We start from the raw sequence: 14,070 nt of genomic DNA, 5'->3' as shown, positions 1-14,070 counted from the left end.
ACAAAAGTATAATGGTATAAAAACGTATTTGCAATATATAGCTTCGCCTATTATGCCAACATTTTGTTAGTAAAGGAGTGATTTCGTTGGTTCTCGGTATTTTAACTTCTCAGCCTCATTATGAGCAAACATATTACACCGAAATCGCTAAACGCGCTCGGCTTTATCATAATGTCGTTGCACAGTTTACGCCGTTTGGTATTGATCCTAAAACAGATCTTATTTCTGGTCTGATTTATGATACAGATACAGGAAAATGGAAAGAGCAAACATTCCCTATTCCTTCTTATATATACGATCGTTCTTCTTTTAACGAGGAAACAGACATCGAAAAAGCAAAGTCAATTATTCACTCATTACACAACCGTCCTTCCACTACCTTTTTAAATAACACACTCATTGACTTAAGCGAACTACATGATATATTTCTCACGAATAAAAAATTATCACCTTATATACCAAAATTTGAAATAGCAACGATACACAACGTTTTCAAACTGTTATTAAAAACAAAAGATATTATTATACGTCCTACTAACGCACATTCCAATGAAAGTCTGTACCGGGTCGCTTATAAAAATAAAACATTTCATATTGATACGATAAATGACGCCTATCATGATTCTACTCAAATGAAACGGACTGATGAATTTATATCTTGGTACAAATCTAATATACGATCAGCACGTTACATCACCCATACAATGCTGCAACCACCAAATCAATTAACATACCCACTTCATATTCGGACCATTTTACAAAAAAATAAAGAACAGAAATGGAACGTTATCGGTCAGTTTATACAAAAAAGTTCATTTCCGAATCAACTTTTACTGTCGGCAACCGATGATTCCTCGCTGCATGCATTTTCAAAAATTAAATACGTACTATCTAGTACCGGTGTACAATTATTACAGGACGCTTTACAAGACATTATAAATGAAGTGTTTCAAACATTAGATCAATCTTATTCTTCGTTATTTGAGCTAGAGCTTTCCACTATTATGGATCAAAAAGGGGCAATTTGGCTTATGTATGTCAACACGATTCCTCCGTACGAACATTACATTCGTCATAGTGATTCATTAGCCGAAAAAATATATCACGGACCATTAAAATTTAGTCGCTTTACACCATAATGAAAGGGGGTAAGTCTATTTTGAAAGAGCACATATATACATTAAACATTTCAGATGAGCATCCAAATAGTATTACTTTACCTTATATTTTTTCCATCACACCACCAATTACATCCCTTTCCTTTGGTCTACGCCATGTTGCAAGTGAAGATGTAAAAATTCATTATTCCTTTACTCGCGAAATCATTATTGGAAAACAAATTGCAGAGAAACTTTTACTTCCTCATTCCACTACTATCCATGCATTTACACAAAACCAAACGATTATTTTCGGACCATTAATTGGGATTTTCACAACTGGTTTTAACGATGACGCTTCTAATCCTTTAGGGAACCGTTCCACTTCTCTTGGCGAGTTACTAACGCCACCATTCACCTTACGACCATTTGTATTCGTTTTTGGTGTGCAACATATAGACTGGGAATACGAAACAATTGAAGGATATTTCTTTCAAGAGGAAAAGTGGATAAAGAAAAAAGTACCTTTACCGAATGTCATTTACGATCGATTACCAAATCGGAAAGCCGAAAATTATAAACCGATCGTAAGAGCAAAAAGAAAGCTAGAGCATGACTATTCTATTCCATGGTTTAACCCAGGTTTTTTTAATAAATGGGAAGTACATCAACTTCTTATGAAAGATGAATCCATCATGCCGTTATTACCAAACACAGAAACATTTCAGCACTTCGAACAAGTGGAACGATTTCTCGGAACGTATAAATCAATTTACATGAAACCGATTCATGGTAGCTTCGGTAGAAATATTCATCAACTATTTTATTCTCAAGCAGATAATTGCTACTACTGTCGTTATCGCGAAAATGAAGAAAATAAACTAAGAAAGTACCAATCATTAGAAACGCTTCTGAACCATGTGTTAAAAGGACATGATTTAAAAAAGTTTATCGTACAACAAGGTATTTCCTTACTTCGCTTCGATGGGCAACCTGTTGATTTCCGCATTCATACAAATAAAAATCATTTCGGCCAATGGATGGTCAGCGCAATTGTGGCAAAAATTGCTGGCAAAGGTAGCTTAACAACGCATGTAAATAGCGGTGGCGATACAAAATTGCTACAAGAACTTTTTCCTGATTCAACGAAACAAATTCAAATTGAAAATAAATTAAAACATACAGCCTTACAAATTAGTTACGCGCTCGATGAACAAGTAACCGGAAATATTGGAGAAATCGGTTTTGATATCGGTTTAGACACGCAGGAAAACCCATGGCTCTTTGAAGCAAACTCTAAACCAGGGCGAACTGTGTTCCAAGATGCCAAGTTAAAAGAACAAAGTGAACTAACGCGCCAATTATTTTACGAATATGCCATCTACTTAACTGAACATTCTTTGCGCGATACAAAAGAAAAAATGTCTCAAATAAAATCAGAGACTTCCTCAAACAACGAGCATATTCCGTCTCCTATGATTCACTCACAAATACAAAAACAAAAACTTCCACCTCATTCATAAGGTGGAAGTTTTCTATTTACACGAGTTTTACTACAAACTCTGTTTCCACGTTACATACTCCGCAATAAAAAATATGATTGCAATATTCATTTGAATTATTATGTGTGAATCCATCTACTGCACTTAATAATTCTTGGTCCATATACGCACTATAATCGTCTATGTAATCTACAGCCTTCCCATAATCTTGGAGTATACTTTGGCAATTTTGACAAGAATATGTTTGTAATTCTAATGCGTTGCAAAGCGGGCAAATTCCCATCACGATTCCTCCATATAATTGTATCTAGCTACGTATAGGAGCGGCTTGCCCCTTTCTCACTTACATTTGCCTCAAAATAGCAGGATACAAAAAGAAAAATATATTTCATATCGCTCTTAGTTTAGCCTTCTTTCTAAAAAATACAACGATTACTCTTATTTCATAATTTACGAAATCACTAAGACTTTTTTACAAAATTTACAAATTATTATTTCGTATATCTTTCTAGGTAACATCCATACTATGAGTACAAACTTAATTACCGATGGATTAGCGCCAAACGGGGCGATAATCTGGTTCAACTCCAGCTAGTCCAACCAAAAAAATTTTTATAACTCTAAGGAGGATATATTCCTATGGCAAACCAAAATTCTTCAAATCAATTAGTAGTACCAGGAGCAACAGCTGCAATCGACCAAATGAAGTACGAAATCGCTCAAGAATTTGGTGTACAATTAGGAGCAGATTCTACAGCTCGTGCTAACGGTTCTGTTGGTGGCGAAATCACAAAACGTCTAGTTGCAATGGCTGAGCAAAGCCTTGGCGGATTCCACAAATAAATATATATGGCAAAAAAGGTCTCAAGGCATATGCCTTGAGACCTTCCTTCATTTATTGCAACATTTGTAAAAACTTCTTCGTACGTTCTTCTTTTGGATTTGTAAATACATCTTCTGGTGTACCTTGTTCGACAACGACACCGCCATCCATGAAAATAACACGGTTCGCAATTTGATGTGCAAAACGCATTTCATGCGTTACAATGACCATTGTCATGCCTTCTTTAGCAAGCTCTTTCATGACCTTCAGAACTTCTTGAACGAGTTCAGGATCAAGCGCTGACGTCGGCTCATCAAATAGTAACACTTCTGGTTCCATTGCAAGCGCGCGAGCAATTCCAACGCGCTGTTGTTGTCCGCCTGATAGTTGGAACGGATATAAATCAACTTTATCTGCTAAACCAACTTTTTCAAGGAAATAGTTTGCTTTTTTCTTCGCTTCTTCCTTCCCCATCTTTTTCACTGTAACGAGCCCTTCCATTACATTTTGAAGTGCTGTTAAATGCGGGAATAGATTATGGTGCTGGAATACCATACCTGTTTGCGTACGAAGATTGACAATATCTTTCTTCGTTACTTTTTGAGAGAAGTTAAGCTCTTTATTACCGATACGAATATTACCAGCGTTTGGCGTTTCTAATACATTGAGACAACGTAAGAATGTCGTTTTACCAGATCCAGACGGCCCAATAATAACAACAACCTCGCCCTTCTCAACTGTTAAATCTATATGCTTTAGTACGGTATTATCTCCGAAACTTTTTTGTAAGTGCTGAATTGAAATCATAAAAACAAAAACTCCTTTTGTAAAAGGATTATTTTAATGTGTAGCGTTCTGAACGCTTTTCTAACATCTGTTGTACGATTGATAATAAGAAACAAATAACCCAATAAATAAGACCTGCTTCAAAATAAACAATTAAAAACTCATAGTTCATTGCCGCAATTTCCTGCGCTTTTCGGAACATTTCTGTTACTAAAATTAACGATGCTAATGAAGTATCTTTCACTAAGCTAATAAATGTATTCGAAAGCGGCGGAATTGATACGCGCGTTGCTTGCGGTAAAATAACACGTTTTAACGCTTGCGGATATGTCATCCCAATTGTGTAAGCTGCTTCCCACTGCCCTTTCGGAATGGAAAGGATAGAAGCACGAATAATTTCAGATGCATACGCACCGACATTTAATGAAAATCCAACAACTGCTGCTGTATATGGCTCAACTTCAACATTAAGAGTTGGCAGGCCATAGAAAATAATAAATAACTGTACAAGAAGTGGCGTTCCGCGAATGATAGATACATAGATACGAGCAATCCATTGTAAAATACGACTACCTGAAATACGTGCAAGCGCCGTTAACGTTGCCAGTATAAGACCGATAATAAATGTAATAAGCGTTAATGGAATTGTCGTAAAAACAGCTTCCTTCAGCATAGGCATGAAGGAAGTCTGCATAATATCTATCCAAGTAGACAATCGATCTGAAATCAATGCACTACTTAGATACATTTTCACCAAACCATTTTTTCGTTATTTTGTCATACGTACCGTCTTTTTTCATATCTTCTAACGCTTTATCTACTTCTTGTACAAGCTTAGTGCTACCTTTACGGAATAAGAATCCACTTTCTGAAGCTTCTTTTTCTGTATCTACAATTTTAATTTTCGCATCTTTTTTCGTTTCTAAATAATTTAACACTGATAATTTATCATTGATTGTGAAATCAACGCGTCCTGAAGCTAATAGTTCTGCTGCTTGGCTAAATCCTTCTACACCAACGATTTCTGCACCGTTTTTCTTAGCGATATCTGCATAGTTACTTGTTAAAGATTGTGCTCCTTTTAATCCTTTTACATCAGCAAATGTAGCAGGTTTATCTTTATCTTTTGCGATAACTAATGCCGCTGAAGATGAAACGTATGGTTTAGAGAAGTCATATTTCTTTTGACGGTCTTCACGAATACCAACTTCGTTTGCAACCATATCAAAGCGTTTTGCATCTAAACCAGCAAGTAAGCTATCCCATTGCGTTTCTTTAAATACAGGTTTTACGCCTAAACGTTTTGCAACTTCTTCTGATAGTTCAACGTCAAATCCAGTTAATTTATTGCTTGAATCGTGGAACGTAAATGGTGGGTATGTACCTTCTGTACCAATTACAAGTTCACCGCTTTGTTTAATCTTTTGTAACGCGTCTTGACTAGCTGTATCTTTTTTCTCTTCTTTACCGCAGCCGGCTACAATCCCGATCGCTAATGTAGTTACTGCAAGCACTGAAAATAATTTCTTCATGATGGTAATCCTCCAAGTATTCTGATAGGAATTTAAAAACTATATTGATTGTATGCAATCTTGAACAATTTTTCAATGAAAATGTTCTTATTTAGTTTATCCTTTTTCTTCATAATCAAACAAAAGGGAAAAATAATGCTACATACAAAAAATAAGTAACATTTTTTAATATAGCATTTATTGTACGAAAGGTAAAATAATACTTCTTATTTAACAGTCCTGATTCACTAAAAAAAGAACTTGTGAAAATCACAAGTTCCTCCCCATACCTATTAAGCGCTCTGATTCCCTTCCATTTGCGTTTTGTACATATCGTAATAACGCCCGCGCTTTTTCATTAATTCATCATGAGACCCTTTTTCTAAAATCATCCCTCTATCAAGCACGATAATTTGATCTGCGCTTTTAATTGTTGAAAGTCGGTGAGCGATAATAAATGTCGTTCTTCCTTTTTTCACAACTTCTAGCGCTTGTTGAATCATCGCCTCTGTTTCTGTATCGATACTAGATGTCGCTTCATCTAAAATTAAAATGGCTGGGTCAAAAGCGAGCGCCCTAGCAAACGATATAAGCTGACGTTCTCCGGTTGAAAGTGTACTTCCTTTCTCCGTAATTTCTTCATTTATATTGTTCGCAAATCTTTCAGCACCTACATCACGCAATGCTTTTACGATGCGCTCTTTTGAAATATTTTCATTTTCTAAACTAACATTAGTTGCTACTGTTCCGCTAAATAAAAACGGATCTTGCAGTACAATTCCCATATGTTCACGAGTTGCTTGTTTCGGCATCTCTTTTATATCATGACCGTCAATCGTAAGCTTTCCTTTTTCAAACTCGTAAAACTGAAAAAGTACATTCATAATGGAACTTTTTCCTGAGCCAGTATGACCGACAAGTGCGACTGTCTCGCCTTGTTTCGCTTCAAATGAAATATTTTTTAACACTTCATCTTTTCCATTATAAGAAAACGACACATTATCAAACTTCACATTTCCTTGTAAGCGAGGTATACGTTCTTCTTCTACTGCTTCCCCTTTTTCCTCTAACAATTCAAAAACACGTTCTGATGCAACGCGCGATTGTTCTAAGTTAGCAAGCTGATTCACCATATTTGTAATCGGTGAGAATAATCGTGTTAAATAATCAACGAACGCATATAGTATCCCTAGAGAAATGACGCCTGTAGCACTTAATGAAGCACCACCGAAATACCAAATCACACATGTGAAAGCGATATTTCTTAATACACCTACTAAGTTATGAGAAGTTGCTGCATTTAAATTCAAAATTTTATTTTGATACTTAAAATAATCGCCATTTAATTCTTCAAACTCTTTTTTCGTTTCACGCTCTTGACGGAACGCTTGAATAATTGGCATCCCTTGAATGGATTCATTCACTGTTCCGTTAATATCAGATAAACGCGAACGCATTTTATGATTGTATACAGACGCGTACTTTCTATATAAAATAGCCCAAACAATTAAAATTGGGATGATGAGTAAACATAACGTCGCCAATTTTACATCAAGTAAAAATAGCGCAGCGAATATCCCAATAATATAGATGATACTTGAAACGAATGTTGCAAGCACCGTTACATATAAATCACGAATAGCCTCTGTATCATTCGTTACACGCGATACAATTTTCCCTGCTGGTAAATGATCGAAATACCGAATCGGCAACGTTTGAATATGAGAAAAGACATCTTCCCTCATAATTTGAATAATTTTGTTCGCTGCCTTCTGTAAGAAAAATTGCTTTCCGTATGCAAATAATGAAACGACTACTAATAAAGCAAAATAGCCTCCACCAAGTAATAATAAGCGGTTTATTTCTGGCTTATAAAACGCAAATACTTCTTCCTTTGTTAATGCTTTCGCTTTATACACTTGCACCGCCTTACCATTTTGAACAGTAACCATATCACCTTTTACAGAACGTGACCCTTCCACATTCACTTTATTTGGTACAAAGTAATATTGAAAACCGACTTGCATCACGCGTACTTCTTTTCCTTTTTTCTCACCTTCTTGGAAGCGATCGCTTCGCTTATAAAAGGTGCCATTATACGAAACAGCCTCGTCACTCTTTTCTGTTTCATACCAAGGTTTCTCTATTCCAACAATATGATCGTCAATCATCGTTTTCGCGACGAAAGGACCCGCAAGCTCTGCAATGACGAAAATAAATAACATTAACATCGCTGCAAATATCGTCCCTTTCACTTTCATCGCGTATTGAAACAATCGTTTTGAAACGCTCATATTTTCACCCCACTATCCGCACTTTCACTTTCACCCTGTTGTCTTTCAAACTGCTCCGCATACCAGCCTCCCTTTTGGATAAGCTGATCATGCGTACCTTCTTCCATTACTTCTCCCTCATCCATAACGAGAATCCAATCCGCATGTTGTACGGCTGACAAACGGTGCGTCGTAATAATCGTCGTCTTTCCGCTTCTTTCTCTTCTTATATTTTCAATGATCGCTGCTTCCGTACGAGCATCAACAGCTGATAAAGAATCATCTAAAATTAAAATCTCTGGATTTTGAATAACAGCTCGTGCAATCGAAATCCTTTGTTTTTGCCCTCCTGATAAAGAAACACCTTTCTCTCCGACGAGCGTTTCTAACCCTTCTGGTAAAAACTCTAAGTCTTTTTTAAACACTGCAATTTCAATCGCTTTCTCGAGTTCCTCTTCAGTCGCTTCCCTATTTCCGAATAAAATATTTTCCCTCGCTGTTTTTGAGAATAAAATATGTTCCTGCGGTACATAACCAATCCACCCAAGCACATTTTCATTCGTCATTTTATCTAATGTCACATCAGAGACTGCAATATCTCCATCTCCAAGCGGATATTGGCGAAGAAGCTGACGTACGAGCGTCGTTTTTCCGCTTCCTGTTTTTCCAACAACCCCAAGCGTTTCCCCTTGTTTTAATGTAAACGAAACCTTTTTTAAATTTGTTTCAGTTGATGAAGGATATGAAAAGGTAACATCATCAAACTGAATATAATCCGGCTCTTGTACAAGCTTTGGATGTTTCGGATCCTTTACATCTGGTTCATACGCTAACGTTTCATTTACACGGTCGAGTGACGCATTTCCTCTTTGCATAACATTGATTAATTCACCAATTGCAAACATCGGCCAAATCATCATCCCTAAATACACGTTAAAGGACACAAGTTCACCAAGTGTCACCTTTGATTGGAATACAAGATATGCGCCATACACTAAACCAATTAAATAACTAAGACCGACAAGCATTTTCACAGTTGGCTGGAATAGTGCATCAATTCTAGCTACTTTCATATTCTTTTCGTAGACGTCATCTCCTAAATGATGAAATCTTTCTTGGTCTGCATTCTCTTGTACATACGCACGAATAACACGCACGCCAGCAATCGATTCTAATACTTTATCGTTCATATCACCGAACGCATCTTGCGCAACTGTAAATCTTTCATGCAATTTCTTTCCATATATATTCATCGCATATGCCATAATTGGAAGTGGTATAAGTGCCGCAAATGTAAGCTCCCAACTAATTGTAAATCCCATCATAAAGACGATCGTAAGCATATATAAACTCGAATCTACGAGCGTTAATATACCGAAACCAGCTGTCATAGCGATTGCTTTTAAATCATTCGTTGCTCTCGCCATTAAATCACCAGTACGATTTTTTTGATAAAACGTCGGCGTCATCTTAAGTAAATGCCCCATAAATTTAGAGCGCATCGTTTTCTCAAGCACGAATGCACCGCCAAACAATTGATGTTGCCATACGAAAGTGAGGCCATATCCAACTATCGTAACCCCAATTAAAATAAGAATAGACTGTATAATAGCTTCGTTCGATAACGTTCCTGTTTTTATATTATCTATCGTAACCCCTAACACTTTCGGGGGGATAACTTCCACTATATTCACAATTAAAAGAGCTCCAATGGCGATACTATATCTCTTCCAGTGCTCCTTAAAAAACCACTTTAACTTTAGTAATACTGAAAACAATGTAATCTCTCCCTTCTCGTTCTCATTTATCTCTCATTTCTTTATCCGCTATCCAGACCCATTACATTTACATTTCGTAACCCATACAATCTCATCACATTTTTCCACCTTCCAAAGTTTTATTTAGTAACATGGAAAATAAACAAAAAAAAGCATACCGCCGCTTGACGATATGCACAAAAATGCATAAAAGCGTACGTTACGATATACGCAACGTACGCTTTTTATAAGACAAAAATGCCCTATATATCCGCACGGGTTGCGTAATGATATAAATGTTTTCTGCCATTTAACAGAGCTAAACCCATTACATTTACGATTACAATCATTACGCACACCTCCTTCATTTATTTTCCATTTATAATCTTATAACTTTATTGAGTATTCTGTCAATTGTTTTTTTACAAATTGAATAAAAATATATGATCCATCATTTCGAAATAAGGGAATGTTCTGTAAGAAAGGGCATACAAAATAAAAACTTCATAAGAAATCGTTTTCACAAATATTTCATTTGAAAAATGTTATCAAACCCCATACAATCACCTTATACTCACTCTTACAAGTTGCTATTTTAGGAGGACTAATCATGACAACTAGCAATACGTACAAATTTTATTTAAATGGAGAATGGAGAGAAAGCTCTTCAGGAGAAACAATCGAAATTCCATCTCCATACTTACACGAAGTAATTGGACAAGTACAAGCAATTACTCGCGGAGAAGTAGATGAAGCAATTGCATCTGCAAAAGAAGCTCAAAAATCATGGGCGGAAGCTTCTCTACAAGATCGCGCAAAGTATTTATATAAATGGGCTGATGAGCTCGTAAATATGCAGGATGAAATTGCCGATATCATTATGAAAGAAGTCGGTAAAGGATATAAAGATGCGAAGAAAGAAGTTGTTCGTACAGCTGATTTCATTCGTTATACGATCGAAGAAGCTTTACATATGCACGGAGAAAGCATGATGGGCGATAGCTTCCCGGGCGGTACAAAATCAAAACTTGCGATTATCCAACGCGCACCACTTGGTGTTGTATTAGCAATCGCACCATTTAACTACCCAGTAAACTTATCTGCTGCAAAACTTGCACCAGCATTAATTATGGGTAACGCTGTTATTTTCAAACCAGCAACTCAAGGTGCAATTAGTGGGATTAAAATGGTTGAAGCACTTCATAAAGCTGGCCTTCCAAAAGGTCTTGTAAACGTAGCGACGGGACGTGGTTCTGTAATTGGTGACTACTTAGTAGAACACGAAGGCATCAATATGGTATCGTTCACAGGTGGTACAAACACAGGTAAACATTTAGCAAAAAAAGCTTCCATGATTCCACTTGTATTAGAACTTGGTGGTAAAGACCCTGGTATCGTTCGTGAAGATGCTGACTTACAAGATGCTGCAAACCATATCGTAAGCGGTGCATTCTCTTACTCTGGTCAACGTTGTACAGCTATTAAACGCGTACTTGTACACGAAAACGTAGCAGACGAGCTTGTTGACTTATTAAAAGAGCAAGTAGCTAAACTATCAGTTGGATCTCCAGAACAAGACAGCACAATCGTTCCATTAATCGACGATAAGTCTGCTGACTTCGTTCAAGGCTTAGTTGACGACGCTGTAGAAAAAGGTGCTACGATTGTTATCGGTAACAAACGTGAGCGTAACTTAATTTACCCAACATTAATCGACCACGTAACTGAAGAAATGAAAGTTGCTTGGGAAGAGCCATTTGGCCCAATCCTTCCAATCATCCGTGTTTCTTCAGATGAGCAAGCAATTGAAATTGCTAACAAATCAGAGTTCGGTCTGCAAGCAAGTGTCTTCACTAAAGACATTAACAAAGCATTTGCAATTGCTAACAAAATCGAAACTGGTTCTGTTCAAATTAACGGACGCACAGAGCGCGGCCCTGACCACTTCCCATTCATCGGTGTAAAAGGTTCAGGTATGGGCGCACAAGGTATTCGTAAGAGCCTTGAGTCTATGACACGTGAAAAAGTAACTGTATTAAACTTAGTTTAATCTTATAAAAAGAAGCTGATCTATTTTTAGATCAGCTTCTTTTCTATATATACTTCCAAAAAACAGAGTATTTCGTTCTACTTCCGATTTGGTTTTCCAAATCGAACTAAAACATGCCATAATAATTTTAATTCCTGAAGCACTTCCTCATAAGTTCCACGATCACTCCAAGATAATGGATTGCGTTTCAAATCCACTACAGCAGAGCCAATTATATTGGCATCGATACAATTATTCCGTGCAATACGCCTTGCTAAAGATGGCATTTTTGAACCTCTAAAATTCATTGGAACGTCGTCTACCGGCAGTACAAAACCCATGTGCCAATACAAATCAATAGCGTACTTCATACAAATTCCTTCTAAAGTTCTCCCTACATCCGTCCCCTTAAATGAAGGATCTACAATAAGCGCCTCCACGTCTTCTTTAAGTGAAATCTCTCCATGAATCTGTGCTTCAATATAATGGTTAAGATTGCGAGATGACTCTTTGTTTACTAAATCTATAAACGGCCTTTCCAGATTAGCCAGTAAATGATGAATGAATCTTGTTGGAGTCAAATTCCCCTCACCAATTGCAAAATCTCTTACAAATGTCTCTTCCAAAAGAGCAGCTAAAATCATATCAAACTCTTCATATGTCCCCTTTTCTTTTGGATCTTGATGCGAATCTAAATACGTATATGTAGAGCGAGAAGAAACTTTTGGAGATAAGAGAAAGTAACATGATCCAAAACGCGGCGCGGGCCCCTCTGGATGTAACATCAAATTTAGCGCTCCATACTTTGGCCGTTGATCATTCGTTACGCCTTCCAATTGATATGCGCCTCCAAATATTCTCTTTTCCCAAAGGTCACGTTCACCGCCAGGATAAGCAGATACGCTTCCGTTAGATATTAATGTTTCAAACTGGCTTTTATATCTCCCTTGCTCAAGCAGTGCTTCAGCAATATTTTTCATATTCGAATCTTGTCTGTCTGGATGAAAGTGTAAAGCGATCCTTGCATGAGATTTTAAATTAGCGACAGCTTCTTCAAACATTTCATCTGTGATATTAGACATGTTAAGTATATGATTAATTGTTGCTTTCGCCTCACGTTTTTCGTTCTCTGCATATTTTGAAATATACTCTAAAGCAAATAGTTGAGACCTTAATAATTCCATAATCAAACCTCTCCTTTAATTGAAATGACCTTAATCCTTTCAATTAAAAGCGCATTTTTTCCTTCTTATGCAACTAACCTAATTTATGGAACAAAAAGTACTTTAATAAAGCCTAGTTACAGATGCGAGCATCTTTTATAGGTAAATCCACACACTCTACAGAAATTTGATACCCTAGCCAACGCTCAGCGATATGTTCAAATGAAGAAACAGAGCCTGTTGTAAAAAATCGATGCTTAGGATTCAGAGTGTCAGCCAGAATTCCTTTGTGCTGTAAAATTGTGCTTAACTCTATCGCTGTTTCTTCTGCAGAACTAATAATCGTTACATCCTCTCCTAGTTCCTTTTTAATATAGGACTCTAAAAGTGGATAATGCGTACACCCAAGAATTAACGTATCTATATCTTCTTTCGTTAATGGAAGTAAAGCTTGTTTCACTTGCTGCGTGACATATGCGGTATCTTCTAATCGATTTTCTACAACTGTAGCTAAAGTCGGGCACGCATGACTATGCACTTTCAAATATGTATCAAGCTCATGCAATGCTTTTTCGTACATATTAGACTGTATCGTACCTACAGTTCCAATTACTCCGATTTCCCCTTTCTTTGTCACTTTAATAGCCGCTCTTGCTCCCGGATGTATAACGCCAATAACCGGAATAGAAAGTGCTTCTTGCAACGCAGCCAATGTAGCAGCTGCAGCAGTATTACATGCTACAACTAGAGCCTTTAACGGAAACTGTTTGAGAAACTCAACCATTTCAAATACGAAAGATTGTACCTCTTCTACACTTCTTGGCCCATACGGACAACGCTCATTATCACCAATATAATAAATGCTCTCTTTAGGCAATTGTCTTATAATTTCGCTCGCAACTGTTAATCCCCCAACTCCCGAATCTAGCACACCTATTACTGAATGTTTATGACATACAGACATATACTTCATCCCCTCCTCAATCTTCTAGCGTCAATAACATTTATTATATTATGAAAATTCAATATTACATACTAATCCCTCTCCCTTTTAATCACAAACTCTTCTCTATAATCTGATTATTACTATATCCATTGACGTATAAAAATACATTTGTTACTCTTAAAT

General features: G+C 36.8%; 12 protein-coding genes. 4 read left to right on the top strand and 8 right to left on the bottom strand.

Annotation, left to right across the window (positions count from 1 at the left end):
• The first annotated feature begins 86 nt into the window (after positions 1-86).
• Both MR070_RS23050 and MR070_RS23045 read left to right on the top strand, forming a co-directional pair.
• Positions 87-1,139: a YheC/YheD family protein gene (locus tag MR070_RS23050; RefSeq protein ID WP_029437603.1), complete on the top strand. Its 1,053-nt coding sequence runs from the start codon at positions 87-89 to the stop codon at positions 1,137-1,139.
• Positions 1,140-1,159: 20 nt separating this feature from the next.
• The gene (locus tag MR070_RS23045) at positions 1,160-2,620 is read left to right on the top strand and encodes a YheC/YheD family endospore coat-associated protein (RefSeq protein WP_242262068.1); all 1,461 of its coding nucleotides are present in this window, start codon (positions 1,160-1,162) and stop codon (positions 2,618-2,620) included.
• Positions 2,621-2,636: 16 nt separating this feature from the next.
• Here the strand turns inward: MR070_RS23045 and MR070_RS23040 are convergent, their stop codons facing one another.
• Complete coding sequence (locus MR070_RS23040) at positions 2,637-2,882, bottom strand: hypothetical protein (RefSeq protein WP_071729249.1); 246 nt, start codon at positions 2,880-2,882, stop codon at positions 2,637-2,639.
• 356 nt (positions 2,883-3,238) lie between these two features.
• Here MR070_RS23040 and sasP point away from each other — a divergent pair, with 356 nt between their 5' ends.
• Positions 3,239-3,442 (top strand): small acid-soluble spore protein, SasP family, encoded by a 204-nt coding sequence (sasP, locus tag MR070_RS23035; protein WP_000013338.1) that lies wholly within the window; start codon positions 3,239-3,241, stop codon positions 3,440-3,442.
• A 52-nt stretch (positions 3,443-3,494) separates the two neighbouring features.
• Here the strand turns inward: sasP and MR070_RS23030 are convergent, their stop codons facing one another.
• The 5 genes from MR070_RS23030 to MR070_RS23010 form a co-directional block, all read right to left on the bottom strand.
• On the bottom strand, positions 3,495-4,229 hold the full coding sequence (locus MR070_RS23030; protein WP_000623609.1) for an amino acid ABC transporter ATP-binding protein: 735 nt from the start codon (positions 4,227-4,229) through the stop codon (positions 3,495-3,497).
• Positions 4,230-4,257: 28 nt separating this feature from the next.
• Positions 4,258-4,956 (bottom strand): amino acid ABC transporter permease, encoded by a 699-nt coding sequence (locus tag MR070_RS23025; protein WP_000281494.1) that lies wholly within the window; start codon positions 4,954-4,956, stop codon positions 4,258-4,260.
• Positions 4,943-5,740, bottom strand: coding sequence for an amino acid ABC transporter substrate-binding protein (locus MR070_RS23020; RefSeq protein WP_000732860.1), 798 nt, complete (start codon positions 5,738-5,740; stop codon positions 4,943-4,945). Before MR070_RS23020 ends, MR070_RS23025 begins: the two co-directional genes overlap by 14 nt.
• A 272-nt stretch (positions 5,741-6,012) precedes the next feature.
• Positions 6,013-8,013 carry an ABC transporter ATP-binding protein gene (locus MR070_RS23015; protein WP_242262067.1) on the bottom strand — a complete coding sequence of 667 codons (2,001 nt, stop codon included), beginning with the start codon at positions 8,011-8,013 and terminating at the stop codon, positions 6,013-6,015.
• The gene (locus MR070_RS23010; protein WP_242262066.1) at positions 8,010-9,770 is read right to left on the bottom strand and encodes an ABC transporter ATP-binding protein; all 1,761 of its coding nucleotides are present in this window, start codon (positions 9,768-9,770) and stop codon (positions 8,010-8,012) included. Before MR070_RS23010 ends, MR070_RS23015 begins: the two co-directional genes overlap by 4 nt.
• A gap of 589 nt (positions 9,771-10,359) precedes the next feature.
• On the opposite strand from MR070_RS23010, the gene gapN reads away from it, so the two are divergent.
• Positions 10,360-11,799 (top strand): NADP-dependent glyceraldehyde-3-phosphate dehydrogenase, encoded by a 1,440-nt coding sequence (gene gapN / locus MR070_RS23005; protein WP_242262065.1) that lies wholly within the window; start codon positions 10,360-10,362, stop codon positions 11,797-11,799.
• A 77-nt stretch (positions 11,800-11,876) separates the two neighbouring features.
• Here the strand turns inward: gapN and MR070_RS23000 are convergent, their stop codons facing one another.
• The gene (locus tag MR070_RS23000; protein WP_242262064.1) at positions 11,877-12,962 is read right to left on the bottom strand and encodes a DUF3626 domain-containing protein; all 1,086 of its coding nucleotides are present in this window, start codon (positions 12,960-12,962) and stop codon (positions 11,877-11,879) included.
• A gap of 112 nt (positions 12,963-13,074) precedes the next feature.
• Complete coding sequence (gene racE / locus MR070_RS22995) at positions 13,075-13,905, bottom strand: glutamate racemase (protein ID WP_242262063.1); 831 nt, start codon at positions 13,903-13,905, stop codon at positions 13,075-13,077.
• Positions 13,906-14,070 lie beyond the last annotated feature (165 nt).

The sequence above is a fragment of the Bacillus cereus group sp. BfR-BA-01453 genome, assembly GCF_022662915.1.
Classification (GTDB): Bacteria; Bacillota; Bacilli; order Bacillales; family Bacillaceae_G; genus Bacillus_A; species Bacillus_A paranthracis.
Note: the sequence above shows the minus strand (reverse complement) of the source record. Positions and strands in the feature narration are given on the sequence as shown.

Bases quoted from the DNA above. Each gene is read 5' to 3' on its own strand.
- MR070_RS23040 (WP_071729249.1), bottom strand. From the start codon at position 2,882: ATGGGAATTTGCCCGCTTTGCAACGCATTAGAATTACAAACATATTCT.
- sasP (WP_000013338.1), top strand. From the start codon at position 3,239: ATGGCAAACCAAAATTCTTCAAATCAATTAGTAGTACCAGGAGCAACA.
- MR070_RS23030 (WP_000623609.1), bottom strand. From the start codon at position 4,229: ATGATTTCAATTCAGCACTTACAAAAAAGTTTCGGAGATAATACCGTA.
- MR070_RS23025 (WP_000281494.1), bottom strand. From the start codon at position 4,956: ATGTATCTAAGTAGTGCATTGATTTCAGATCGATTGTCTACTTGGATA.
- MR070_RS23020 (WP_000732860.1), bottom strand. From the start codon at position 5,740: ATGAAGAAATTATTTTCAGTGCTTGCAGTAACTACATTAGCGATCGGG.
- MR070_RS23015 (WP_242262067.1), bottom strand. From the start codon at position 8,013: ATGAGCGTTTCAAAACGATTGTTTCAATACGCGATGAAAGTGAAAGGG.
- gapN (WP_242262065.1), top strand. From the start codon at position 10,360: ATGACAACTAGCAATACGTACAAATTTTATTTAAATGGAGAATGGAGA.
- MR070_RS23000 (WP_242262064.1), bottom strand. From the start codon at position 12,962: ATGGAATTATTAAGGTCTCAACTATTTGCTTTAGAGTATATTTCAAAA.
- racE (WP_242262063.1), bottom strand. From the start codon at position 13,905: ATGTCTGTATGTCATAAACATTCAGTAATAGGTGTGCTAGATTCGGGA.